The organism is Schaalia vaccimaxillae DSM 15804, from assembly GCF_000420425.1.
GTDB classification, from domain to species: Bacteria; Actinomycetota; Actinomycetes; order Actinomycetales; family Actinomycetaceae; genus Pauljensenia; species Pauljensenia vaccimaxillae.
Window position 1 is genome coordinate 113400 of record NZ_ATUX01000007.1, and the last position, 25024, is coordinate 138423.

The window sequence follows — 25024 nt, forward strand, 5'->3', positions numbered from 1 at the left end:
ATCCAGCAGGAACTGGATTGCGTTGGCTCGGCCGGGCAAAGAATGCTCAGGGCTTAGGCGACGTCGATGCGAGCCTCGACCTCGTCAAAACTGCCCGCGCCCTGGTCGCCCTCGTCAATAGAACGGGAGAGGGCCACCATCTTCGAGGACCGCATGGACGCCCACTCAAACGCCAAAGCAACGGCAACGATCACCGCAACAATGACGAAACCGTAGAAAACGCCAGTCGAAGTGGCACCCATGTAGGCGTCACTCCCAGCAGTGGTTCCAGCCTGCGACAGTGCCACAACGGTAGCCAAAATGGTCATTGAAACTGCCCCAAAGAACTGCTGGATAGTGTTCATCAATGCGGTGCCGTCGGCCGTGAGCTCGCGCTGCGCATGAGCCATCGCGTGAGTCTGTGTATTTGTGTACGCCAAACCGAAACCGAACATGAACAGGAAATAGAATGCAGCCATCCACATTCCATCCAGGGCAGTGCCACGAATAGCCAGCATGACGGTGGCCACCAAAGCAACGCCAGAGCCTGCAAGAATCGGTGTACGAGGACCAAAACGATCCAGCAAGGAGCCAGATACGGGAGCCATCAGACCACCCAGAACCGCACCAGGCAACACCAAAAGACCGGCTTGAAGCGACCCCATCCCCAACGCCAACTGTGCGGCGTTAGGCAATAGATAACCCAACCCCAGTGCCGCAAACTGGAAGAACGAGAAAGCCAACAGCCCGTAGCGGTAGGTCGGATGAGCTAGAACAGACAGGCGGATCACGGGGGAAGTTGAACGAGTATTGACTGCCACGAATGCCACAGCTGCGGCCACGCCAACAACGATCAAGATGAGCGACACAGCAAGGTCTGAGGCCCTGCCACTACCCGATAGCGTGGCTCCCAGGCGTTCAATGCCCAGAATTAAACCGACGAAAGTGATCGCAATTAGACCAACTTGACGCCAGTCCAGAGCCACCGACTCAGTTTTGTCGCCCTTGATAGAAGCCCACCCGCAAGCAAATGACACGGACACCAAAACCAGCGCCGCCCAAAAGATCGCGCGCCACGAGGAAACCTCGCCGACGATGCCTCCGATGAAAGGGCCAAGTGCGGGAGCCACACCCAAAGACAAGGCGCCAATACCCATGAGCTGACCGAGCTTAGAACGCGGAGAACGCGTCAAAATAATCGTGAACATCAAAGGCGTGATGATGCCGGTGCCCACACCCTGGAGGAGGCGACCGGCTAGCAGTATCGGGTACGAGGGCGCGAGAGCGGCAATCAAAGCGCCGGCGAAAATAGTTGCGGCGGCCGTGAAGAAGAGGCTGCGCTGGGTGAAGCGGCGTTGAAGCCAGCCGGTGATCGGCATAACGACCGACACCACCAGCAGATAGCCAGACGTCATCCACTGGACATCCGACATACCCACGCCGAAATCGTTCATGAGGGCGGGGAAAAGAACATTGAGGACGGTCTCCAGGAAGAGACCGAGGAAGGACAGGATAGCCGTTGCAATGATGGCTCCGATGAGATCGGGGGAGATCTTCTCAGCAGTGGGCGCTTCGTGGGCCTGCATCGCAACGGGTTGGGATGTGTTGTGCACTGTGGCTCTTGCCTTTCTTGTGCACGCCGACAATGCGCTTGCCCGCACTAGCCCATGGTGGTTCACACGCCGGTGCGTCGTAACATCGGCGTGCGATCGCAACGGCGACGTTACGGCAAAAACGAAGCGCCTCGTAAGCCAGAAGCATGTGAGAACTTCGACAGCGAGCCTGTTCTTGAAAAGGGGTCACATGACGGAAGCCCCGCTTCAAGGCCTCGTCAGAGCCATATCCTTAAAAGGAGTTCTCGCGCGTATCCGACGCGCATACAACGACCAGGAGGTCAGCAATGGCAACGCAAAGCCACATTCCCACAGAGCTAGAGCGCCTGGGAGATCAAGCAATTGCGGTAGCCGATTCCCTGGCTGGTCGATTCCCGCTGACTTCCAACGAGAACCCAACCCCCGAATCTCAGTTCCGTCAGATCATGACCGACCTCGATTTTGGGCGCCACTTCACCGACCATATGGCTCACATGCGGTGGACCCGCGGTGAAGGCTGGAGCCAAAAAGAGGTCATTCCTTTCGGTCCGCTGACTCTCACTCCCGGCGCCTCTGTTTTGCACTATGCGCAGGAAGTGTTCGAAGGCATCAAGGCCTACCGTCACGAGGACGGCTCCATCTGGACCTTCCGTCCCGGCTTCAATGCCGCACGGCTCAACGCCTCAGCCCGCAGACTCGCATTGCCGGAAATGGACCGCGAAGACTTCATTGCCTCGCTGGTGGATTACGTACGCGCGGACGCTAAGTGGGTTCCAGGCGGCGAAGGTTCTTCCCTTTACCTGCGGCCTTTCATGTTTGCTTCCGAAGAATTCGTGGGTGTCCAAGCAGCCGATGTGGTCGACTACTACGTCATTGGCTCGCCGTCAGGCCCCTACTTCAAGGCCGGGTTCAAGGGCGTGGCTATTTGGGTGGCCAAGGGATACCACCGCGCCGGCCCCGGTGGAACGGGGGCAGCCAAGTGCGGCGGCAACTACGCGGCCTCGCTCCTTCCCCAGATTGAAGCCGCTGAGAAGGGCTATTCGCAGGTGTGCTTCCTGGACACCTACGAAGAAAAGTACATTGAAGAACTTGGCGGCATGAATATGTTTGTCGTCATGGCAAACGGCGTGGTCCGCACCCCGAAGCTCACCGGAGTCATCCTCGAGGGAGGTACCCGCTCTGCCATTATTCGTCTGCTGCGCGACCAGGGCGTGGAGGTGCGAGAAGAACAGATTGCATTCGACGACCTCTTGGCAGGAATCGAATCCGGTGAAGTAGCTGAAGTTTTTGCCTGTGGTACGGCCGCTGTCATCACCCCGATTAGCAAATTGGGTGGAGACGGTTTCGAGATTGACGTTCCCGTCGGCGAGACCACAAAGTCGATCCACCGCCAGATCACCGATATCCAAACTGGCCGCGCCGAAGACCCCTACGGCTGGACTTACCGCATCGTGTGATGAAGCGCGTTGTTGTCGTTCTCCTGTTATGGGTATCGTCCCTAGCCTTGGCCATGACGTATATGGCAATCGGACAGGGATTGGACGCAGTTCTTAGCGATTTGCCGGCGCCGCAGTGGTTGTGGGCTGTGGGCACAGCCGTCGTGTCCGGAGTGTGCGCTTTCGCAGTGTCGCTCATGGGAGGCTTCGAATTAGCTGACCTGGAACCACAGTTACGCCGCGGCCTCGTCTCCCAAGTATTCATGCTTGGCCCTTCCCAGCGGACCCGTGAACGAAGCGGCCGTATCGTCAACTCAGCCACCGATGGGGTTGAACGCAACGCAACCTACCGCGCCACCTTCATTGCACCCATGATCGCCTCTTTGGCGACCCCCGTTTTAGTGGTCCTCATTGTTGGTGTATTCATCGACTGGGTGAGCGCGGGATTCCTTGCGATTGTGATCCCTCTAGTACCACTTTCCGTTGGCCTCTTCCAGATGGCTTTTAGGCCAGTGTCTAAGCGCTATCGAGCGTCCTCGCGAAAACTCGCCGCCCAAGAACTCGACGCCATCCAGGGGCTCGGTGCGCTGTCGCTGATGAATGCAGGCAAACGCATGGGGCGCGTCCTGGCTGACGAGGCCGAAAATGTGCGTTTCAACGTCATGCGTTACCTTGCTGGCAACCAGGTAACGCTGCTCGTCATTGACTCAGTGTTTAGCCTGGGCATGATTACAGGAGCCGCAGCTTTAGGGTTGGTGCGAGTCGAGGCCGGAGCAATTTCCATCGGCCAGGGCTTGGCTCTGGTTCTTCTGTCATCGATCATGCTGGATCCGCTCGACCGAATTGGACAATTCTTCTACATCGGCATGGGAGGCATTGCGGCAGGCCGCGAAATCAAGGCGTTCAACGCACAAGTTCCCACCGCCTGCGACGCGCCCGGCGTCACCGAACCTCAGTCGGTGCCCGCGCCGGGAACGCTGTCCATCCAGGGAGTCGACTTCGCTTACAACGAAGACGTGCCCGTCCTCGTAAATGCTGACCTAAGTGTGCAAGCCGGTGAACACATCGTCCTCGCAGGGCCGTCGGGAGCTGGAAAGTCGACGCTGCTTGCACTTCTTCAAGGGCACGTGCAACCCGCATCCGGCAAAGTTCTCATCGAAGGGATCGATGTGGCTTGCGCACCCCTCGCGTGGGTGCGGTCACGCGCCGGAGTCGTCGAACAAACGACGTATCTTTTCTCAGGCACTTTGCGTGACAACCTTCTGATCGCTGCCCCTGACGCGACCGACGAAGACCTCATCGCTGCGCTCAACGCCGCCCACCTCCAAGACCTGCTCAAACGCCTGCCAGAAGGACTCGACACCCAAGTTGGATCACGCGGCCTGGCCCTTTCTGGAGGAGAAGCCCAACGCGTCGCTATTGCGCGAGCCCTGCTCAAAGACGCTCCGATCCTCTTACTCGACGAACCCACCGCCCACGTTGACCTGACATCAGAACGCGAAATACTCGCTGCCCTGTCCCAGGCCTCGGTGGGTAAAACCACAGTGACCGTGTCACATCGGCAAGCAACCATCGAGGATGCATCACGCCGCGTCGACCTGGTGGAAGGGAAGATCCAATGACGCGAATGGATCTATCCAAACGGCTGCTGACTATCACCAGGCGAGTTCTGCCACCCCTAGCCTGGTCCATCGTTGCTCGAACAGTATTCCTGCTGCTCGGAATTGGTCTCTATGCGCTCGCGGGATGGGCCATCATCTACCTGCCTTTGGACAGAACAACCACATCACTGTGGACCATCGAGAGGGTCATTCTCGCCCTCATCGTCATGTCTCTACTTAAGGGGATAGCCCGCTACCTCGAGCAATTCGCTGGCCACTTCGTCGCCTTCCATTCGCTGGCAATCCTGCGCAACTACTTTTACGACCAGCTCGAACCCCAAGCGCCAGCAGTCACCGAAGGGCAAGACGCGGGCGACCTGCTCAACCGCGTCACAAAAGATATTGACCGCATCGAAGTGTTCTTCGCTCACACTCTGGGCCCTCTCCTGACAGCCATCGTCGTCCCCGCTGCCACGGTGGTGTGGGCGGGGTTGAGTACCAGTTGGCTCATCGCCGCAACCCTCGTGCCCTTCCTCATCATCTCCGCCCTGGTCATTCCCATGTTGGGAGGCAAGAGCACGGATGCTGCGGCCAGGCGTCTGCGACGAGACAGAGGAGAACTGGCCACTCACGTCACCGACTCGGTGCAAGGCGTGCGCGAAATCGTCTCCTTTGGAGCCCAGCAACGACGTTTAGATGAGATGCGTGTCCTGGAAAACCAAATCGCTTCATCTCAACGCACCAGCGCATCTTGGGTTGCAACCAGGCGCGGACTGAACCAAAGCGTCCTGGCCCTCATGGTACTCAGCGTCGGCATCGTCGCCATTCACCTGTACTCCCAAGGAACCATCACAGCCCCACAAATCGGCATTGCAGTGGGATTGGCACTGGGATCATTCGGGCCAGTGACCGCTGTTGAAGACTTCATGGCCGACCTCGATCAGGCCTACGCCTCAGCAGCCCGCGTCTTTGCTGTCACCGACCGGCCACCTCTTGTCGCAGATCCCGACGACCCCGAAGAATCTGACGGCATGGGGGACATAGTTGTGGACGGCGTGTCCTTCTCCTATCCCGTGATCAACCTGGGATCGGATACCCAGCAGCCGCCTCGTCCCCAAGTTCTACACAACGTTTCCATGCGCTTCCAAGCAGGAAAAACCACCGCGATTGTTGGCGCCTCCGGCTCCGGTAAGTCCACTGTGGCGGCGCTACTGACACGCACCTACGACCCAGATGCTGGAGACATCAGCATTGGCAGCACCAGCATTCGCAACCTCGCACGTGAGCGGCTACGCGACCTCGTCGCATCCGCACCCCAACGCCCGTACATCTTCAACGAATCGGTTGCAGCTAACCTGCGTCTGGCCCGCCCGCAAGCAAGCGCGTCCGAACTAGAAGAAGCAGTCGCCCTCGTCGGCCTCGACCAGTGGCTCGCAAGCGAACCTGATGGCATGGACACCAACGTCGGAGAAATGGGGGAGAGGCTATCCGGTGGGCAACGTCAGCGTCTCGCCCTCGCGCGAGCCCTCCTGCGCCAAGCCCCAGTGATTGTCTTGGACGAAGCAACCAGCCAGGTTGATTCTGCAACTGAACAGGTTGTTCTTGATCGGATACGGCGCGGGACCGCTGGGAAAACCTTGGTTGTTATTGCCCACAGGATTTCAACGGTCGCCGATGCTGACCACATTATCGTCATGGATTCTGGGCGGGTCGTCGAAGAGGGAGCTTACAGCGAACTCATGGGGCGTCAAGGTGCGCTTGCCACCTTGGTTGCGCGGGAAAGCAGTGTGTGAAGCCGCCGGGGATAGGATCGCCTTATGCAGATTCTTCAGGGATGGGCTAAAGCCGACGAGTGGGGATCCCTCGATGCGATCCCGACATTCCTAGGGGATCGGGCCAACGGTAGTCCCGTTTCTGAAATTTGGTTTGGTGCACATCGGGATGGGCCCACCCTTTTAGCCGATGGGCGTACTTTGGCCCAATTCATCGAGGAGGATCCGCGAGGAACCTTGGGGGCAGGCTTGTTGTATGCCTTTGGTCCAACCTTGCCTTTCTTGATGAAGATTATTGCGCCGGCGCAGACGCTATCTCTGCAAGTCCACCCCACCAAGGAAATCGCCCGTGAAGGCTATTTGCGCGAAGAAGTCTTAGGAGTTGGCCGCACCGACGCTCATCGCAGCTACCGCGATATGAACCACAAGCCGGAGATGATTTACGCCCTGACTGACTTCGAGGCGTTGGTTGGTTTCCGTGTCCCACGTAAAGCCCGTGAATTGCTGGACGGTTTGGAATGCGAGTTGGCCTCCAAGTTGCGTCACCGTCTTCAACTGTCCACAGTTCGTGGGGGTTTGAGGGCGTTGACTGCGTGGCTCATGGACGAAGATTCGCCTGCGACGCCGCAAGCCGTTGATGAGTTCGTTGAGGAATGTCGGGCTCGCCTCAGTACTGGACGCTCCCCATCGGTGCGGACGGACCGTTTGGTGGATGCTCTGGGGCGCAAACATCCAGGTGATCCCGGCATCATCGTTGCCTTCTTGATGAATCCGGTGTCTTTGCGTCCAGGCGAGGCCGTGCATATTCCTCCGCGTCAGATTCACGCCTATCAGTCGGGCCTGGGTATTGAGGTCATGGCATCTTCGGACAACGTCATTCGTGCTGGGCTTACGGGAAAGTATGTTGATTCGGCGCAATTGGTGGAGATCGCTGAGTTTTCGGCGCTTCCTCCGATCCGTGTAGCTCCGGAACATCCCTCTGAAACGACTGACCGGTTTTTGGTCCCAGCCCAAGAGTTCGAGTTGGCGGTGACAACATTGGGCCAGGCCGATGGTGAAGTTGTGGTTCCCGGCGAGGGGGCCAGAATCGTCCTCGTAGTCGACGGTGACATTTCGGTACGTACGCAAGATTCACAGCTGGACTTGCAGCGCGGAGATGCTGCTTTTGTGTCGGCAAGCGAACAGAAACTTTTTGCGCGTGGGAAAGGGCGGATGCTGCAGGTTGCTGCGCCCTGATATGGGCGTCCCTCGGCAAACTTTTGGGCGTCCCTCGGGGGAGTTTTGGGCGTCCCTCGGGGGAGGGAAGAATGAGGGGCGGTTAGTGGATCCAGGCCGCCAAGACGCGACATGTCTGCGCGAGCTCGTCTCGATGAGCGAGGAAACCAGCGACAATCTCTTCGGTGTCTGTGTCAGCATTGTCGGCCTGCCAGTCGCGCACGATCGTCTCGGTGACCTCGGGATGGAATTGGGTGCCGATCGCACAACCAACACTAATGACCTGCGGATATTTTTCCGAGGACGCCCACACTTGCCCGCCTGCGGGCAAGGTCGCAATAGCATCCCCGTGATCTTCAAACACCCATCTAGTGTTTCTTAGGCCGCTCACCAATGGATCAGCGGAAAAATCATCGGACCAAGAAATTCGAGTCACCCCGTATTCAGGACCCGCAGCCGCTCCCACTTCGACCTTGCCACCCGCTGCGACCGCAATGAGTTGAGCCCCCAAACACACACCCAATACACGCACATCGGAGTCAATGCAGCGTCGAATGAGTTCACGCACGTCAGAAAGCCACGGCCAAGCCTCATCCGCATAAGCATTCTGCCGACCACCTAGAACCAGCACTGAGTCAGGCATCGGCTCGCCCTCGTCGATCCACTGCAACACCTCAGATACTGCCAAAGGGTCTTCCCACATGCGCAGGATGCGCGGTGAAGACAAAAGCTCACTCAAAAGGCCGAGGGGGACATCGGCCTCGTGCTGGATAACCAGAACCGTCATGGGCGCAGCTTAACTTCCACCAGCACGAATCCCTATCCAAATGCAGTTGAGCCGGCTGGCTTCAATGCCAACCGGCTCAACTCATGACTTTGCCGTGCCAGACACGATCACCTCGACGCCAGGCGCGCGCCCTCTGTCAGCGACTCGAGTTTTGCCCACGCAATCGACGGGTAGATGCGCCCACCTAAACCACAGTCGGTTGAAGCAACAACGCGCTCATCACCAACAATGTCGGCGAACTGACGGATGCGCTGGGCTACTAACTCAGGGTGCTCAACAACATTGGTTGAGTGGGACACGACGCCGGGGATGAGGTACTTGCCTTCGGGCAGCTCAATGTCTTTCCAGATAGCCCACTCGTGAGCGTGCTGGGCGTTCGCAGCTTCGAAAGTCAGGCCATTGGCATTAACCGACAGAGCCAAATCAACAATGTGCTTAAAAGGAATGTCTGTGGTGTGAGGACCGTGCCACGAACCCCAACACACGTGGAAACGAACCAGATCAGGATCGATCCCCTCAAGCGCATGATTCAGCGCGTCAATGCGCACCTGGGAGAACGCACGGTAATCCTCAAGGGATGGCTCGGGGTTGATCTGATCCCAAGCTTCGGCAATATCGGGAGCGTCAATCTGAACCGTCAGGCCCGCGTCAGTGATGCGCTTGTATTCCTCACGCAGAACATCTGCACACGCCCATACAACAGCCTCATCATCCTCGTAGAACGCATTGGCTACGCGAGAAGCAGAACCCGGAGAAATTGCCGCAACGAAGCCATCCGAAGCGGGCTTGCCTGCAGCTTCGAGGGCTGCCAGGGTTCCCTGAATGTCTTGGTCAACGGCGTCGGTACCAATGTAGGTGAGCTGATCGGTGATTGTGGGGAATGCGATGGGATTCTTGTTGGCGATGTGGATGCCGGAATCTGGATCGGCGTAGGCATCAGCAAAGCGCTGCCAGTCGCGGCGCTTAGCAAAGGAGGACAACGAAATGCGCCCGTCACGTCCAGCCGGGGGATGCACGTCGAAACGTGAGGTGTCCTCGAAAGACAGGCCACCAAAGCGTGAGAAGGAATAGGTCCACCATGCTCCGTAATCAACGACGTCAAGCATGGCGTGTCCGTATTCGCCGTCATTGACGATGTCGATACCCAGATCGGACTGGCGCTTGATCACACCATTGACTTCGTTTTGGAGGAGGGATTTGAAAGCTGCATCGTCCAGCGAGCCCTCGCGGCGTGCCTTATTCGCATCCAAGAGTGTATTGGTACGGGGGAGAGAACCCACGTGGGTGGTGCGGATCGTCATGGGAAGCCTTTCGTCCAGGTCATTTCAGGTTCACGCATAACATTAGGGTGGTCCTGAACAAGGGCTGTGTTATGTCCGAGCAGCGGGCTATTGTGACGTTAATACAAATGGGTGACTGCAGAAGAAATCCTCTTGAACTATCGACGGGGATATGCGGACCAGGTATGCTGAAAATTGTTGTGACTGGCATTACTTTTCATTCCCTGTGTATTCGAGCCGCTAAGAGGCAAACGTGGGTTCTTTTCATGTTGATACTGGCGAATTGAAAAACCTCGCTTCCCATTTGCTAGACGTTTCGCAATCCCTCAACGATGAGAAGATACCTGCGAATCCAGGAATGACCGTTCTCGCTACGACAGCTTTGACAAGCTCCTTCGATGTCTTTCGCGATGAAGGTGACGAACGGATACGAGGCTTAGCCAAGTGGCTGCGAGGAATCTCAGTAGCAGTCAGTGATACTCGCAAACAGAACGAGAGGCACGACGAAGATTGGGCGCTCTCTTTCACCTGGGATAAAAACAAGTATCAAACGGGCGACTATTAATCATGGGTATTTTTGCGGACAGTATCGGTGACCTGCCTGGCAACGAGGCGGGCGTGCGCAACCTTGCCGCCGACCTGAAAATACAGGGAGAGTCAATCGCCCGAATCAAAGGGGACTATGACTCTTCACCAACCCTTGCGCTCTCGTGGGAAGGAGAAGCCGCCGACGCTTTCGATCGAGCATTCTTCGATGCCAAGAAAGCTTTCTACGCCCTGGAGGATGGTTTAGAAGATGGTCAACGTGCTCTTGAACGCTTCGCCGATGCGCTCAAGACACATAATGATCGCGTCGATCAGTTACGAGATGAGGCTCGAGGTCTAGACATCAGGTGGGAATCCCTGACTCCGCAAGAGCAAATGGATCAACTTCCCAAGTTCCAAGCACTTTTAGCCGCCTACTCCCAACGTTACAACGAACGAATTAACGGTGTCCGTGACGATTCGGTGCGATGCGCCGCCGATCTGCGCAATGCCCTGCACATTGAGGCAGAGAACCTCAGAGACAACCCGAATACCGCAAGCGTAGAAAATATCGCAGACTTGGAGTCTTTCTCATCAAGAGATATCGGCTATCTTGCTCAAGCAATCGCGAACATGGACCCCTACGACGTTCGACAAGGCGGCATCGGCGACTGCTACTACCTTGCGTCTTTAATTTCGATGATGAACTCAGAGGAAGGGAAGCGTTTTCTTCAAAGCTGCATTGAACCCCACTACGGGCCGAATGGAAATATCGACGGCTACTACGTGACGATTTATGACGATCCGACAAACCCGAACCCCGATGGCGCCGACGTCGTCCTAGTCACAAGCTATTACCCGAGGGGGACACTCAATGCCAGTGGCAAAGCGCCGTCCGTTGCCTCACTGTTCGAGGTCGCGTATGCGCAGGGCCGTCACCACGGCACTGGTAGTTCTACGTTGTGGCGTGATGGGATTAGTGGAGGGTTCGGTTCTGAAGCGATGGAGGATCTGACTGGAGTCCCATCGACCAGGTTTAATCGTCCGATACTTAACCATCATTATTCGCCTGAAGTTCGAGGTGGCGTCACTGAAACACTTGACTCAGGGCGTCCCGTGACCGCCGGAACGGTTAACAGCTCGATCATCAACTCCGATCCGGTACCAGTTACGGCAACATACAGTGATGCGAACGGTCGGCAGAAGGCCGCGCAGGTGGAGATCATTCGATCGCACGAGTATGCAGTGATCCGTGCCGATGACAACTCAATCACTTTGATCAACCCGTGGGGACACAATCCGTCCGCTGGCGGCAATGGTTACGCTCCTTCAGAAATTACCCTCTCGTGGGAAGAGTTCGAAAGAGCTTTCGATTCTATTGACGTGGGAGGCGGTTACCCGTGAGGCGTTGGTTCGTCATTGTCGCAGTTGCCGTCATGTTCATCGCGTTATGTGGCTTGTATCTGTCAACACAAGTCGGGTGGAAATCAATGTCGAGGAGGACTGAAATGGATTGCTCAACCGGTCGCGTCATTACGATTCAGGAGACGACTGTTTTTCGTCCAACTACCGATCCTTTCCCAGCGTACTCAGTACGAGGCGTCAAAATTAGAGTCGGAGTCGAGTCTGCAACGCTCGAGGGCGGATATATGCAGGACGCCAATGTTCCGCAGGTCTACATCAGTCAGGAACTGGTAGTCGGTGAATCTGTCACTCATCGTGGGGTAGGTACTTTCACCCTCATGCAATCTGAGCCGAGCATCTTTTCTTTTGCGTCGGGTTCGGGTGGAACAGCGACGTTTTGCTTTACGCCCGATCCAACGCTCGACGAGCAGTAAATACTTAGCGACTGTCAACGCCTGAGGCATCAGAGGAAGATCGTTTAATTCTTTGGCGAAGGCTTTGCGTTTTGTTGAGGTCTGCCAAACGGTGTCCGCCACGTGACCAGTCGCACGAATGGCTCCAAATAAGGGGTTTCAGCGTCCAGCAGTCGATCTTCTCGCGCCCTTTGTGTGGCTTGCTCATAGTCTGGTTGAGTATTTGACAACCAGGAGGACCACACAATGAGCCGTCAGCTTCGCTCTGCGACTTCCACTCAGGGACGCAATATGGCAGGGGCCCGCGCCCTATGGCGAGCCACCGGCATGGGAGACAACGACTTCGGCAAACCCATCATCGCCGTTGTCAATTCCTTCACCGAGTTCGTCCCCGGACACGTCCACCTGCGTGACGTCGGCAAACTCGTTGCCGACGCAATTGTCGAGGCCGGCGGCGTCGCCAAAGAAATGAACACTATTGCCGTCGATGACGGCATCGCCATGGGACACAGTGGCATGCTCTACTCGCTGCCCAGCCGCGAAGTCATTGCCGATTCTGTGGAGTACATGGTCAATGCCCACTGCGCCGACGCCATGGTGTGTATTTCCAACTGTGACAAGATCACGCCCGGTATGCTCATCGCTGCCATGAGGCTGAACATTCCCGCCGTCTTCGTTTCCGGTGGCCCGATGGAAGCTGGCAAGAACATCGATATATCGGCCATCGTGGGGCCGGCAACGACCGGACATGGCAACCTCATTACCGTCATGAATGCGACCGCCAACGACGACGTTTCGGACGAAACACTGTTGGCCATTGAACGCCTGGCGTGCCCGACGTGTGGTTCCTGCTCGGGAATGTTCACCGCCAACTCGATGAATTGCTTGACTGAAGCTCTCGGCCTCTCTCTGCCCGGCAACGGCTCGACCTTGGCAACCCACTCTGACCGCCGCAACCTTTTTGTTCAAGCCGGGCACACCATCGTTGACCTGTGCCGTCGCTACTACGAGGACGAGGACGACTCAGTTGCTCCTCGCGGCATCGCCACGAAGGATGCTTTCTGGAATGCCATGACCCTGGACATGGCGATGGGTGGCTCGTCCAACACGGTTCTGCACCTGTTGGCTGTTGCCCACGAGGGCGGCGTGGACTTCGACCTCGAAGATATTGCTGAACTTGGTCGCACGGTGCCGTGCCTGTCGAAGGTGGCTCCCAACCATAATGACTACCACATGGAGGACGTCCACCGTGCCGGCGGAATCCCGCGCCTGCTGGGAGAACTGGATAGGTCCGGATTCTTGCGCCACACGGTGCACTCGGTCCACTCCAACGACCTTGCTTCCTGGCTGGCCCAGTGGGATCCCAAGTCTGAAACTGCCAGCGCTGAAGCGATGCAACTGTGGTCGGCAGCTCCAGGTAATGTCCGTACCACTGAGGCATTCTCGACATCGAATCGTTGGAAAGAACTTGACTTGGACGGGGAGGGTGGCTGCATCCGCGACGTCGAACACGCCTACACCGCCAACGGCGGCCTGACCGTGCTCTTTGGCAATCTTGCCCCCGAGGGCGCAATCATCAAGTCAGCGGGAATTGATCCTGAGCTCTTCCACTTCGAGGGGCGTGCGCGTGTCATGGAATCCCAAGAAGAAGCCATCGACCGCATCCTCGACAAGACGGTTGAAGCCGGCGACGTCGTCGTCATCCGCTATGAGGGTCCGGCGGGTGGTCCCGGCATGCAAGAAATGCTCTATCCCACGTCCTTCCTCAAGGGGCGAGGCCTGGGTAAGGCCTGCGCACTCATCACCGACGGGCGTTTTTCTGGAGGAACCTCCGGCATTTCCGTTGGGCACATTTCCCCGGAGGCCGCCGATGGTGGTCTCATCGGACTTGTCGAGGACGGCGACCGCATCATCATTGATGTCAACGAGTCGGTTCTTCGCCTTGACGTCAGTGACGAAGAGATCGAGCGCCGCCGAGCAGCCCAAGAAGCTCGTGAACACCCTTGGACGCCGAAGAATCGTGACCGTCAGGTCTCGCCAGCTCTCCAGTTGTACGCTGCGACCGCGATGTCCGCGTCGAAGGGAGCCGCGCGCGACGTGACACGTGTGCTGCGCTAACGAGGCGCGTCCTCGTTTCGGCGCCCAACTGAGCCAGACAGCCGAGCTGCCTTGACGTAGGAGGATACATGGCAGAACACGTGGCCCTCTATGACACGACGCTGCGAGATGGTGCCCAACAGGAAGGTATCTCCCTGTCGGTCGCCGACAAATTGGCAGCCCTGCCGATCTTGGACGAGCTTGGCGTGGACTACATCGAAGGCGGATGGCCTGGCGCTATCCCGAAAGACACCGTGTTCTTTGAACGGGCTAGCCGCGTGACGCTCGAAAATGCCAAGCTCGTTGCTTTCGGTGCTACCGCCAAAGCTGGGGTGCCAGCCGACCAGGATCCTCAGGTCCTGGCGCTGCTGGGCAGCGGTGCGCCCGCGGTCGCCCTCGTCGCAAAAGCTGACCCGCGCCACGTCACGCGCGCGCTGCGAACTACCTTGGATGAGAACCTGCGGATGGTGCGTGACACCGTCGAGTTCTTAACAGCCGAGGGAATTGAGGTCATGGTCGACCTCGAACACTATTTCGACGGACTCGAAGCCGATCCAAAATATAGCCTCGATGTGCTACTTGAAGCTGCGCGGGCGGGTGCGCGCGCAGTCATTCCTTGCGATACCAATGGAGGCAATCTTCCCAGCCAAATAGGGCAGTGGGTCGGGCAAGCGCGCAGCGCCCTCGACGAAACAGGCTGTACTCAGACGGTATTGGGGATCCACACGCACAATGACACCGGGTGCGCGGTGGCCAATGCGGTTGCCGCAGTTGAAAACGGTGCCCGCCAAGTCCAAGGAACCGTTAACGGGTATGGCGAGCGAACCGGCAACGCCAACCTGCTGACCTGCGCGGCCAACTTGCAGCTCAAGCTCGGATACGACGTCATCTCCGAAGACTCCTTGTCACTTTTGGATTCGGTGTCGCGCCGCATTGGTGAAATCGTCAATATTTCGCCCTTTGCGCGCGAACCGTATGTCGGCTCGTCAGCTTTTGCCCACAAGGCTGGGTTACATGCTTCGGCTATTCGCATCGACCCTGATCTCTACCAGCACATCGACCCGAGCCTGGTGGGTAACGGAATGCGGATGTTGGTGTCTGAGATGGCGGGCAAATCCTCGATCGAACTCAAAGCCCAGGAACTTGGTCTGGACCTGTCCCACACTCCCGATGCCGCGAAGAGGCTGGCTTCGCGCGTCAAAGAACGCGAAGCCCAGGGCTACACCTACGACGCGGCAGACGCGTCATTCGAACTGCTGGCTCTTGAGGAACTTGGCCGATTGCCCAGGTTTGTGCGCGTTGAATCCTGGAAAGTCACCTCCCAGGAAATTGCCGAAGTCCAAGGCGAGCCTTTTACTCAGACAGAGGCTACCGTCAAGATCCACACTGATCGCAGGCACATTCGCACAGCCGAGGGCAACGGTCCTGTTCACGCCCTCGACCGGGCTCTACGCCACGTCATGACCCGCGACTACCCGGTGTGCGCAAACTTTGAACTCACCGACTTTAAAGTCCGCATTCTTGACGAGGAACGCGGCGGTACCGATGCTTCGATCCGAGTGCTTATTCAGACGACCGACGGCAAGAAAACCTGGAACACCGTGGGGATTGGCACTGACGTAATCGAAGCATCCTGGGAGGCTCTGTTTGAGGCTTACTGGTGGGGTCTGTTGCATTCGGGTGCGCAGCCCTTGCTGAGGGAATAGAAGAGTTCGGTTCAATCGCGGGTTGAGGCGGAAGCATACCGTGCAAACGGGCCTGGCTTTGCGCCGCGTCGTTGCGTTTGTCGTTCTTTGCGAGTGCGGGAGACAATGCAGGCATGCATGGTGAATACAAGGTCCCCGGTGGCAAGCTCGTCGTTGTTGATTTAGAAGTCGACCAGGATGCGCTTGCGGAGGTCAAGATTTCCGGGGACTTCTTCCTTGACCCTGACGATGCTCTCTTCCGCATGAGGGCTGCTCTTGAAGGAGCCCCAGTTTCATCTTCTGCTAAAGACTTAGCTCAACGGGTTGCCTCCGTCCTTGACGATACCGACACCCTGATGGGCATTACCCCGGATGCGATCGGTATTGCTGTACGTCGCGCGCTGGGGGCTGCACTGTCCTGGGAAGACATTGATTTCGAGGTCATCCACGGTCCTGTGGTGGATCCAATGATTAACGTCGCTATGGATGAAACCCTTGTTGAAGATGTTGCAGCCGGCAGGCGCAAACCTTTTATGCGCCTGTGGGAATGGGACCGCCCGCAAGTCGTCATCGGCTCTTTCCAGTCGTATCAGAATGAAATCCAGCCCGAGGGCCGTGACCGCCACGGCATCACGGTGTCGCGTCGCGTGACCGGCGGGGGAGCGATGTTCATGGAGCCGGGCAACTGCGTGACCTACTCATTGGTTATTCCTACGGCCCTTGTTGAGGGAATGAGTTTCGAACAGTCATACCCGTTCCTTGACCAGTGGGTCATGGAGGTCCTGGTTGAATTGGGCATCAAAGCGAAGTACATTCCCCTCAATGACATTGCCTCCGAGCTTGGCAAGATCGGCGGGGCCGCACAAAAGCGTTGGGCCAACGGCTACATGGTTCATCACGTGACAATGTCCTACGACATTGATGCGGTCAAGATGAACGAGGTTTTACGCATCGGTATGGAAAAGCTGCGCGACAAGGGCACGCGGAGCGCAGTTAAGAGGGTTGATCCCATGCGGTCCCAGACAGGTTTGTCGCGCGAGCAGATCTTGGACACCTTCTACAACTACTTTAAGAAGAAGTACAACGCGACTGACGGGCAGATCACCGAGGCTGATATCGAGGTGGCGCGTGAGCGCTGTGAAACGAAGTTTGCGACGCACGAGTGGGTGCATCGCATTCCGTGATCGGTGCGGTGGAGTTGACTAGTTGACGAGTGCGGCCTTGGCGGCGCGTCGCCTGCGGGTTCTTCTACACTTAATTGTGATCTGCGACATAGGTAATTCTGCATTTCCTCCCCTAGACCGTCTGCATTTCCTCCCCTATTGGTTAAACTGATTCCGTGGATACGTTGAAAAACTAGGGAAAAGCTACATGCCTAGGACGGTCGACAAACAGCTCGCTGCAGGTCTTGGGATCAGCGGGGCTATTCTGCTCGAAGGACCCAGGGGCTGTGGCAAGACAATGACCGGCCTCCATCACTCGGCCTCGGCTGTATTCCTTGATGATCTTGCTATCCAAGAAATGCTGAACGTTGACCCCGGCATAGCTTTGAATGGACAGTCTCCTCGCCTTGTCGATGAATGGCAACTAGAACCCCGGATGTGGAACCTGGTGCGCCGTCGAGTTGATGCTCTGGACGGATTTGGGCATTTTATCCTCACGGGTTCATCCGTCCCCGACGATGATATGACCCGTCATTTTGGTGCGGCCCGGTTCTTGCGCATTCACCAACGCACAATGACGTGGTACGAGAAAGACCAGGGCGAGCCGACTGTTTCGCTGGAAGGACTTTTCAATGGCGATTTGGTTGAACCTACAACGAACACCTATTAGCTAGACCAAATTATTGCCGCATTACTTACGTCGGGATTCCCTGCGCAAACCAAGCTCAGGCCAGAGGAAGCATCTCAGGTTCTCACTGCCTATCTCGAGGAAATTGCGAGAACCGACATCCCTCAGATTGGATCAGTTCGCCATGATCCGGTCGTCATTGAACAACTCATTAGATCGCTGGCACGTGCCAGTGCATCTGAAGCAACACTTGCAACAATCCGACGTGATCTAGCTCGAGTAGCCCCAGATATCAAAGAACAAACCGTGGCCTCATATATACGATTTTTGATGCGCCTTTTTGTTGTTGAAACAATCCCTGCCTGGACCCCTCAGTTGCGCTCGCGTGCACGAATGAGAACATCACGAAAATTCCATCTGGCAGATGCTTCGCTTGCGGCCGCAGCGCTTCGCGCAACACCTCAAACTCTGGAGTCCGACCTTCAGACGCTAGGATTCCTCTTCGAATCAGCAGTGATTCATGACCTAGCAGTGATGGTTGAAGCCATGGGTGGACGAATCTACCACTACCGAGATTCAAATGGGTACGAAGCGGATGCGATTCTGGAACTTCCAGACGGACGTTGGGCAGCTATTGAGGTCAAGCTCGGCGGGGGAGCAGTCAAAGAAGGACTCAACGGGTTGGCCTCAGTTGTCGACCAAATTGCTGCACCACAGCCGCCCTCGTTTGTCGCAGTAATTTCAGGTACTGGAGCGGCTTACAGCGCGGGCCGAGGCGCTGTGACTTTCCCACTCTTGGCTCTCAGGCCTTGAAATCAGCGCCTCTGGCCAAAGATCGCAGTTCCAAGGCGCACGATTGTGGCGCCTTCTGCGATAGCCCATTCCAGGTCGGCTGACATTCCCATCGAAAGCTCTAGGTTGTTCTCACACAATCCCAGCCGCGCGCAGGTTTGATCTCGCAGGTTACGCAGGTGAGCATAGGAACGACGCACTGACGATTCCTGGGTGGAGTTGAGGCCAACGGTCATCAAACCGGCCAGCATGAGATGTTGGGACGCGGCGACCGCATCGACGAGGGCGGGTACGTCGCTGGGCTGGCAGCCGTGTTTGGTAACTTCACCTGAGACATTGACTTCAATAAACACGTCAAGTTGGCGATTGAGTCGTTTGTCGAGGGCTGCGGCCAAGCGCGGTGAATCCAAAGTTTCGAGGGCGTCGATGCATGCCAGAGCATGATTGATCTTGTTGGTTTGTAGAGGTCCAATAAGGTGCAGACGTGAGCCAGGAACTGCTCGAATGGCGTCAAGAGTCTCACGAGCTTCTTGGACGCGGTTATGGCCGAGAAGGATTGGCTGGCCGAGCTGTGAAAGAGCGTGAGCGGCTTGGCGGCATTCATCTGGCGTTCGGGTTTTCACAGCGAGCTCGAGTTTGGCTGTGTCAGAGCGTCCGGCAGCTGCTGTTGCGTCATCGATGCGCTGGCGGGCAGCTTCAATCGCCTCAAGAATCATCATGCCCGGCATCCTACCCCCGCGAGGGACGCCCAAAACTTTCGTGAGGGACGCCCAAAGTGAGGATCTACTGAAAAGCCGGATTTGCGATAGGAAACACCAAGGACGATTTTGTGTCCTTCGGCGTTTGGTTGGTATTTGACCAAGGAGAAGGCATATTAAGCATCTGGAAGGGGTGGAATCTATCAGGGTTCGGTTAAGCGATCGTGCTGAACTTAACGTTCGCTTAACATCTGTGGTCTCAGTCACCATAACAAGGTCGAAGTAAACCCTCGTCCGACGAACACGCGAAAGCTGCCACCGACTATCCATCACAAGGACGAGGCTGACAGTACCGACGACTGACCACGAGCAAAGGAGCTGACGTGCGTATCTCAACAATTATCGATATCAAACCCAGTCTGGGTGAGGGCCCAGTCTGGGATGCTGAAACATATAACCTATGGTGGATCGACTCCATCGAAGGCCGGATTTACCGTCACGACGAGAATGGTAACGGCCTAAAAGTCTGGGACGCACGGGAAAAACTTGGATCCATGGCGCTGTTTGCCGATGGACATCATCTTCTCCTCGCCCAAGAAACCGGCCTGTACGCGTACGACACCGCAACCGACGAACGCACCCTCATTATTGATCCTGAACCTGACCAGCCCAAGAATCGCCTGAACGACGGAAAAGTAGACCCCAAGGGTCGATTTATTGTCGGTTCGATGGACATGATGGAGGACGATCCTAACGGACGTCTCTATCGGATTGATCCCGACCTGTCCGTTCATGTCCTCGACGAAGGGATTATCTGTTCGAACGGACCTTGCTTCAGTCCCGACGGTTCCATCCTGTACTTCGCAGACACATGGACCGGTGACATTTGGGCATACGACTACAACTTGGACACTGGCGAAGCCTCCAACCGTCGCATCTTCACCACTGTTGACACATCCGATGGGGGAGCAGTCGACGGCATGACCGTTGACTCAGACGGATTTGTCTGGCAAGCCCACGTCTACGGTGGAAAACTCAACCGCTACGACCCCGATGGAACCTTGGAACGATCCATCGAATTCCCCGTACGCAAGGTCACCTGCCCCGCATTCGGCGGCCCCGACCTCGACCGCCTTTATGTCACCACCATGGGACGCCCACCCCTTCCTAGATTCCCCGAGGACGGCCCCGAACGCGGCTCCCTTTACGTTATCGACAACTTGGGCGTGCGCGGCAATCCGGTCCCGCGCTTTGCAGCTACCGACATTCATGAAGGGATCATGGCATGAACGCGTCTGTCAAACCTCCAAAGAAAGCATCACTGCTCGCAGTGCCATCAGGTTCCTGGGTGGCCCTAGGCATCACGTGGATGATCTGGGTGATCAACGCCTTTGATCGCGAAGTGATCCTGCGCTTGGGACCGGTCATCTCAGACCACTTCAACCTGACTCCTGAAGCATGGGGAACGATTACATCACTCGTTTTCTTCGCACTAGCAGTCATGGCGATCCCTGGATCGCGCATGAGCGACAAACATGGCGTTGGCTGGAAACGCGCAGTGTTCCAGGTTCCGCTCGTCATCGGCTATAACGTGATTTCTGCGATCTCAGGCATGGGCTTCGCCATCAAGAATGTCGTCGTTTTCGTTGCTTTGCGTATTGGTGTCAACCTTGGCGCAGGCTGGGGAGAACCCGTCGGTATCTCCAACACGACTGAATGGTGGCCCAAGGAACGCCGCGGCTTCGCCCTCGGCGTCCACCACACCGGATACCCCGTTGGCGCCCTACTGTCGGGCCTCGTCATCGCGTGGATGTTTAAGATCTTTGGAGAGGAGAACTGGTCCTACGTCTTCTACGTCGGCCTCATTGTCTCCATCCCCGTCATGGCATTCTGGTACTTTTATTCCTCGCAAAAGACCTACGACAAAACCCAGAGGCTCCTCGATGAGGCCGGTATGACTTCCTTCGCCGCCGAACAGCAGACCATGGGACAAGTCGAAGAAGCCCGGGGAGCTATCGGCGCTTGCTGGAGGAACCGCACTATCATGCTGACCTCCGGCACTACCTTGCTCACTCAGATCGTCTACAACGGCATCAGCTACATCCTGCCACTGTACTTGGCTAACATTGTCGGCTTGAGCTTCGGTGAAGCCGCTGCCTACTCGATCGTTTTCACAATCACCGGCATCATCGGTCAGATTTTCTGGCCGACACTGTCGGACCGCCTTGGACGACGCAACACCCTCATCATTTGCGGCATCTGGATGGGCCTGGCCGCCGGAGCCTTTTACTTCGCTCATTCGCTGACCGCTTACATTGGCCTGCAACTGTTCCTCGGCTTGGTGGCCAACGCCCCATGGCCAGTGTTCTACGCGGCTGCGACTGATGCCGCACCGAAGAACGCGTCGGGAACAGCGAACGGATTCATTACTACCGCCATGTTCATCGGTGGCGGTATCGCTCCTCTGGCCATCGGTTTCATGATCTCTATGTTCGGTGGTTGGAAGCAGGTTGCGGGATACAACGTGGCCTTCATCTTCATGATGATTGCAGCCATCCTCGGCGTCGTCCTCCAGTTCCTAGTTAAGGAAAAGAGAGGAGAAATTTCGACTCACTGACTTTTCATACGGCTGCGGCACCTCAGTAAGTACTATCGATGGTTCTTCTACATCTCACAACTACCGAAGGAGAGAGAGTATCCATGGGTGACAAATGTAGGGGTGTCGCAGCCCGCATCGCGGCTGAGTTTGGAGTCTCACGTGCAACCGTCTCATATGCGCTGAACGGAAAACCGGGAGTGTCGGATCAACTCCGTGAACAGATCCTGGCGGCCGCACGACGCTACGAGTTGCCGATGCTCGGAGGGATTAATACCACTGACGCTGTACTGTTGGGAATGATTCTGGCCGATGTTGGAAATCGCTTCTATTCAGAACTGGCGGTATCTGCTTCGGACGCAGCTCGCCGCTCAAACGCAGAAGTGATTCTCTCTCATACTGATGATGAAGAATCTGCGATTCAATCCGCAGTAAAAACCATGCTCGGCCACGGCGTATCCGGACTGATTTTGACAGTTGCGAGGGCTAACGACGCTTCGCTTATGCCCCTACTTCGATCTGCTGGGGTTTCCTGTGTTCAGGTATCACGCAAATCCCAGTACTTCAATGGGGCATTTGTTGGGGTTGATGATTATTCCGCCGGATATGAAGTCATGGAACATATTCTTGACCATGGCTACCGGGACATCTGCATCGCTGTCGGTCCCCATACTTCGTCCTCATCGGCGCAACGTGCGCGGGGAATGAAGGATGCAGCGGCGAATAGGGGAGTGCAGATCCGGACAGATCGTTTCTTACGCACCCGCTTATCTGCTGAGGGCGGTCATGCCGCAGCTCGTTATCTACTCGAACATGGGGATCTACCTGAAGCGGTCGTCTGCGGAGCTGATGCTATTGCCCTTGGCCTGATTTCCAGCCTGGCCGAAGCAGGTATTGGCTGCCCCGATGACATCGCTGTGACCGGTTACGACGGTCTCGTGTCATCAGCCTCGAGACTGGTCGGATTAACCACGATAGCCCAACCGCGCGGTGAGATGGCATGCAAAGCCATAGATCTCCTGCTCAACCCAGATCCGACAAGAAAAACCAACGAAGACATCATCTGTGCCCATTCGCTCATGATCGGACGCACCTGCGGCTGTACGGGACGTTGAAATCCACTTTCGCGGGCACAGACCAGGACACTTAAGGAAGAACAATGTCAAGCACCCTCAACGATAAGATTGCGATCGTCACCGGAGCAGGCCGCGGAATTGGTCGCGGCATCGCCTTGGAACTGGCGGTACGTGGAGCCAGAGTCCTCGTCGTTGATATGGATGCCGATGCCGCTGCTAGGACCGCAGCGGACTGTGGCAACGGGTCTGTGGGTTACACCCTGAACGTGTCCGATGCTGCCGCCGTCAACGACTTTGTAGCCCGTGTTATCGAGGAACATTCGCGCATCGACATCCTGGTCAACAACGCGGGAATCAACCGTGACGCCATGCTGCATAAGATGACTGATGAACAGTGGGACGCGGTCATTGCGGTTGACCTGTCCGGAGTGTTCTACCTGTGTCGCGCTGTCGGTACTCACATGCGAGGTAACGGCTATGGACGTATCGTCAACATCGCGTCGGCTTCGTGGATGGGCAACATCGGCCAGACGAATTACGCAGCGGCCAAGGGCGGCGTCGTATCCCTAACCCGTTCGATCGCTAAGGAATTGGCCTTCAAGAACGTTACCGCAAATGCCATTTGCCCCGGCTTCATCGAAACCGAGATGACTCGGTCCATGCCGCAAGACGCTTTCGACCAGATGCTCGCCCGTATTCCGTTGCGCCGCATCGGCCAACCCGAGGACGTTGCCCGTGTCGTTGCCTTCCTGTCGAGCGATGACTCCGCCTACGTAACCGGTGAGGTCATCAATGTGGGCGGAGGGTTCAAGCTGTGAGCTACCGGATTGTTCGTCCTGACGAAGTCGCTTCCCTTATTCCTGACGGCGCAACCGTGGCCTCCGACGGTTTCACCATGATGTCCGTCGCAGACGAGATCTACCTCAACGTCGAAAAGTCTTTCCTGGAGACTTCGCATCCGTGTGATCTGACCTGGGTGCATGCAGCCGGGCAGTCCAACCGTGTGGATGGATTGGCTCGCATTTCTCACCCCGGCCTCGTTTCCCGCGTGATCGGACCCCACTGGGGTCTTAACCCTCCGATGGCCAAGATGTTGGGGGCTGACGAAGTTGAATGCGTGTGCCTGCCCCAGGGGCAAATCTCCACCCTGTACCGCACTATTGCGGCTGGACGACCGGGTCAGTTGTCTACTGTGGGCTTGGGTACTTTTGTGGACCCACGCCTCGATGGAGGACGTCTTAACGCTAAGACCCGAGCCAATGTTGGTGCCACTGAGTATGTTGAAGTGATGATGGTTGATGGGCGTGAGTACCTGTTCTACAAGTCCTTCCCCATTGATGTTGCGATCATCCGTGGTACCCGTATTGACACTGAAGGCAACCTGTCTCAGGAAGACGATCCAACGATCCTGGACTCCCTGGCTATTGCCCAGGCCGTTCACAATAACAACGGCATTGTGATCTGTCAGGTCAAAGAGATTGTAGAAGCAGGCAAGATTGGCGCCCGCGACGTCAAGGTTCCCGGCGTCCTCATTGACGCTGTGATGGTGTGTTCAGACCCGGCTACCTACCACCGGCAGACCAACGGTTACCCCGAGGTCACGATGGATCTCATCACCGGGCGCTTCACCGCTGAGAAGGCGGCGGAAATGTTGTCTGCCAATGAATTGGATGATAAACGCGCGTCAATTGGGCAACGCGGAACCCAGCTGGTTAAGGCGGGAGACATCATTAATCTGGGTACCGGTATCCCCGGCGATACGGTTGGTCCTGCATTGGCGGAGTCCGGTTTGCTCGCTGAGGTGACGCTCACCGTGGAGTCCGGAACCTACGGTGGAGTGCCGTTGGGTGGCGTGGACTTCGGTTGCGCTCTGCACCCGCAAGCGTTGATTCCTCACCCCAACCAGTTCGACTTCTATAACGGAGGGGGCTGCGATATCACCTTCATGGGAGTGGGGCAGATCGATCCGATCGGCAATGTCAATGTTTCGGCCTTCGCTGGTCAGGCGGTCGGTTGCGGCGGCTTCATGGACATCGTGGATGGAGCCCGCCGTATTTGTTTCCTTATGTCGGCATCCTCGCGGCATCCCAAGTGGGTGGACGAGGTCGATCATCTGACTTTCAACGGTAAAGCAGCTCTGCTCAAGGGCCAGGAAGTGTACGTGTGCACCGAGTACTACACGTTGCAGCTCACTGAAGACGGTTGGAGCGTTGTCGAGGTCGACGACACCGACGAAGCGGGCGCGGCTCTTGCTCATGCTGCCGTCAATTAAAAATCACCTCTAA

At 56.8% G+C, this 25024-nt stretch carries 21 protein-coding genes; 17 read left to right on the plus strand and 4 right to left on the minus strand.

Annotated elements, in window-relative coordinates; all coding sequences use genetic code 11:
• Nucleotides 1–53: 53 nt before the first annotated feature.
• The gene (locus G439_RS11300; protein WP_022868191.1) at nucleotides 54–1592 is read right to left on the minus strand and encodes an MFS transporter; all 1539 of its coding nucleotides are present in this window, start codon (nucleotides 1590–1592) and stop codon (nucleotides 54–56) included.
• 287 nt (nucleotides 1593–1879) lie between these two features.
• Between G439_RS11300 and G439_RS0105515 the strand changes: the two genes are divergently transcribed.
• From G439_RS0105515 to manA, 4 genes are read left to right on the plus strand one after another with little or no spacing between them, the layout of a single operon-like run.
• Nucleotides 1880–3028 (plus strand): branched-chain amino acid aminotransferase, encoded by a 1149-nt coding sequence (locus G439_RS0105515; protein WP_022868192.1) that lies wholly within the window; start codon nucleotides 1880–1882, stop codon nucleotides 3026–3028.
• Complete coding sequence (locus G439_RS0105520) at nucleotides 3028–4629, plus strand: ABC transporter ATP-binding protein/permease (protein ID WP_022868193.1); 1602 nt, start codon at nucleotides 3028–3030, stop codon at nucleotides 4627–4629. Before G439_RS0105515 ends, G439_RS0105520 begins: the two co-directional genes overlap by 1 nt.
• A complete protein-coding gene (cydC, locus tag G439_RS0105525; RefSeq protein WP_022868194.1) occupies nucleotides 4626–6401 on the plus strand; it encodes a thiol reductant ABC exporter subunit CydC in 1776 nt (591 codons plus the stop codon). The genes G439_RS0105520 and cydC overlap by 4 nt, the downstream gene beginning before the upstream one ends.
• A 24-nt stretch (nucleotides 6402–6425) precedes the next feature.
• Nucleotides 6426–7616 (plus strand): mannose-6-phosphate isomerase, class I, encoded by a 1191-nt coding sequence (gene manA, locus G439_RS0105530; RefSeq protein ID WP_022868195.1) that lies wholly within the window; start codon nucleotides 6426–6428, stop codon nucleotides 7614–7616.
• 82 nt (nucleotides 7617–7698) lie between these two features.
• Here manA and G439_RS0105535 read toward each other — a convergent pair whose 3' ends face one another.
• Together G439_RS0105535 and G439_RS0105540 are read right to left on the minus strand one after the other, a co-directional pair.
• A complete protein-coding gene (locus tag G439_RS0105535) occupies nucleotides 7699–8382 on the minus strand; it encodes a type 1 glutamine amidotransferase (protein ID WP_022868196.1) in 684 nt (227 codons plus the stop codon).
• A gap of 107 nt (nucleotides 8383–8489) precedes the next feature.
• Complete coding sequence (locus G439_RS0105540) at nucleotides 8490–9683, minus strand: cobalamin-independent methionine synthase II family protein (protein ID WP_022868197.1); 1194 nt, start codon at nucleotides 9681–9683, stop codon at nucleotides 8490–8492.
• A 337-nt stretch (nucleotides 9684–10020) separates the two neighbouring features.
• Between G439_RS0105540 and G439_RS0105545 the strand changes: the two genes are divergently transcribed.
• The 8 genes from G439_RS0105545 to G439_RS12760 all read left to right on the plus strand — a co-directional run bounded on the left by G439_RS0105545 (nucleotide 10021) and on the right by G439_RS12760 (nucleotide 18390).
• On the plus strand, nucleotides 10021–10227 hold the full coding sequence (locus G439_RS0105545) for a hypothetical protein (protein ID WP_165544524.1): 207 nt from the start codon (nucleotides 10021–10023) through the stop codon (nucleotides 10225–10227).
• A 2-nt stretch (nucleotides 10228–10229) separates the two neighbouring features.
• Nucleotides 10230–11591, plus strand: a complete 1362-nt coding sequence (locus tag G439_RS0105550) for a WXG100 family type VII secretion target (RefSeq protein WP_022868199.1) — start codon at nucleotides 10230–10232, stop codon at nucleotides 11589–11591.
• A 104-nt stretch (nucleotides 11592–11695) separates the two neighbouring features.
• Nucleotides 11696–12025, plus strand: coding sequence for a hypothetical protein (locus G439_RS11305; protein WP_022868200.1), 330 nt, complete (start codon nucleotides 11696–11698; stop codon nucleotides 12023–12025).
• Between the two features lie 225 nt (nucleotides 12026–12250).
• Nucleotides 12251–14122 (plus strand): dihydroxy-acid dehydratase, encoded by a 1872-nt coding sequence (ilvD, locus tag G439_RS0105560; protein ID WP_022868201.1) that lies wholly within the window; start codon nucleotides 12251–12253, stop codon nucleotides 14120–14122.
• Nucleotides 14123–14190: 68 nt separating this feature from the next.
• Nucleotides 14191–15807 (plus strand): citramalate synthase, encoded by a 1617-nt coding sequence (gene cimA / locus G439_RS0105565; RefSeq protein WP_022868202.1) that lies wholly within the window; start codon nucleotides 14191–14193, stop codon nucleotides 15805–15807.
• A gap of 113 nt (nucleotides 15808–15920) precedes the next feature.
• Nucleotides 15921–16970: a lipoate-protein ligase LplAB gene (gene lplAB, locus G439_RS0105570; RefSeq protein WP_022868203.1), complete on the plus strand. Its 1050-nt coding sequence runs from the start codon at nucleotides 15921–15923 to the stop codon at nucleotides 16968–16970.
• A gap of 187 nt (nucleotides 16971–17157) precedes the next feature.
• Complete coding sequence (locus G439_RS12755) at nucleotides 17158–17619, plus strand: ATP-binding protein (RefSeq protein WP_243442552.1); 462 nt, start codon at nucleotides 17158–17160, stop codon at nucleotides 17617–17619.
• A gap of 117 nt (nucleotides 17620–17736) precedes the next feature.
• Nucleotides 17737–18390 carry a DUF4143 domain-containing protein gene (locus G439_RS12760; RefSeq protein ID WP_424133830.1) on the plus strand — a complete coding sequence of 218 codons (654 nt, stop codon included), beginning with the start codon at nucleotides 17737–17739 and terminating at the stop codon, nucleotides 18388–18390.
• 2 nt (nucleotides 18391–18392) lie between these two features.
• Here G439_RS12760 and G439_RS0105580 read toward each other — a convergent pair whose 3' ends face one another.
• Entirely contained in the window at nucleotides 18393–19088 is a 696-nt protein-coding gene (locus tag G439_RS0105580; protein WP_022868204.1) for a YggS family pyridoxal phosphate-dependent enzyme, read from the minus strand.
• Nucleotides 19089–19450: 362 nt separating this feature from the next.
• Here G439_RS0105580 and G439_RS0105585 point away from each other — a divergent pair, with 362 nt between their 5' ends.
• The 5 genes from G439_RS0105585 (at nucleotide 19451) to G439_RS11315 (ending at nucleotide 25011) form a co-directional block, all read left to right on the plus strand.
• Entirely contained in the window at nucleotides 19451–20356 is a 906-nt protein-coding gene (locus G439_RS0105585; protein WP_022868205.1) for an SMP-30/gluconolactonase/LRE family protein, read from the plus strand.
• Nucleotides 20353–21684 carry an MFS transporter gene (locus tag G439_RS0105590; protein WP_022868206.1) on the plus strand — a complete coding sequence of 444 codons (1332 nt, stop codon included), beginning with the start codon at nucleotides 20353–20355 and terminating at the stop codon, nucleotides 21682–21684. The genes G439_RS0105585 and G439_RS0105590 overlap by 4 nt, the downstream gene beginning before the upstream one ends.
• Before the next feature lie 83 nt (nucleotides 21685–21767).
• A complete protein-coding gene (locus G439_RS0105595) occupies nucleotides 21768–22778 on the plus strand; it encodes a LacI family DNA-binding transcriptional regulator (RefSeq protein ID WP_022868207.1) in 1011 nt (336 codons plus the stop codon).
• Between the two features lie 44 nt (nucleotides 22779–22822).
• Entirely contained in the window at nucleotides 22823–23557 is a 735-nt protein-coding gene (fabG, locus tag G439_RS0105600) for a 3-oxoacyl-ACP reductase FabG (protein WP_022868208.1), read from the plus strand.
• Entirely contained in the window at nucleotides 23554–25011 is a 1458-nt protein-coding gene (locus tag G439_RS11315) for a CoA-transferase (protein WP_022868209.1), read from the plus strand. Before fabG ends, G439_RS11315 begins: the two co-directional genes overlap by 4 nt.
• The last annotated feature ends 13 nt before the right edge of the window (nucleotides 25012–25024 follow it).

Coding starts and splice junctions, on each gene's coding strand:
- cimA (WP_022868202.1), top strand. CDS start 14,191: ATGGCAGAACACGTGGCCCTCTATGACACGACGCTGCGAGATGGTGCC.
- cydC (WP_022868194.1), top strand. CDS start 4,626: ATGACGCGAATGGATCTATCCAAACGGCTGCTGACTATCACCAGGCGA.
- lplAB (WP_022868203.1), top strand. CDS start 15,921: ATGCATGGTGAATACAAGGTCCCCGGTGGCAAGCTCGTCGTTGTTGAT.
- manA (WP_022868195.1), top strand. CDS start 6,426: ATGCAGATTCTTCAGGGATGGGCTAAAGCCGACGAGTGGGGATCCCTC.
- G439_RS0105545 (WP_165544524.1), top strand. CDS start 10,021: ATGACCGTTCTCGCTACGACAGCTTTGACAAGCTCCTTCGATGTCTTT.
- G439_RS0105590 (WP_022868206.1), top strand. CDS start 20,353: ATGAACGCGTCTGTCAAACCTCCAAAGAAAGCATCACTGCTCGCAGTG.
- G439_RS0105550 (WP_022868199.1), top strand. CDS start 10,230: ATGGGTATTTTTGCGGACAGTATCGGTGACCTGCCTGGCAACGAGGCG.
- ilvD (WP_022868201.1), top strand. CDS start 12,251: ATGAGCCGTCAGCTTCGCTCTGCGACTTCCACTCAGGGACGCAATATG.
- G439_RS11305 (WP_022868200.1), top strand. CDS start 11,696: ATGGATTGCTCAACCGGTCGCGTCATTACGATTCAGGAGACGACTGTT.
- G439_RS0105540 (WP_022868197.1), bottom strand. CDS start 9,683: ATGACGATCCGCACCACCCACGTGGGTTCTCTCCCCCGTACCAATACA.
- G439_RS0105580 (WP_022868204.1), bottom strand. CDS start 19,088: ATGATGATTCTTGAGGCGATTGAAGCTGCCCGCCAGCGCATCGATGAC.
- G439_RS0105595 (WP_022868207.1), top strand. CDS start 21,768: ATGGGTGACAAATGTAGGGGTGTCGCAGCCCGCATCGCGGCTGAGTTT.
- G439_RS0105535 (WP_022868196.1), bottom strand. CDS start 8,382: ATGACGGTTCTGGTTATCCAGCACGAGGCCGATGTCCCCCTCGGCCTT.
- fabG (WP_022868208.1), top strand. CDS start 22,823: ATGTCAAGCACCCTCAACGATAAGATTGCGATCGTCACCGGAGCAGGC.
- G439_RS12755 (WP_243442552.1), top strand. CDS start 17,158: ATGCCTAGGACGGTCGACAAACAGCTCGCTGCAGGTCTTGGGATCAGC.
- G439_RS0105520 (WP_022868193.1), top strand. CDS start 3,028: ATGAAGCGCGTTGTTGTCGTTCTCCTGTTATGGGTATCGTCCCTAGCC.
- G439_RS0105515 (WP_022868192.1), top strand. CDS start 1,880: ATGGCAACGCAAAGCCACATTCCCACAGAGCTAGAGCGCCTGGGAGAT.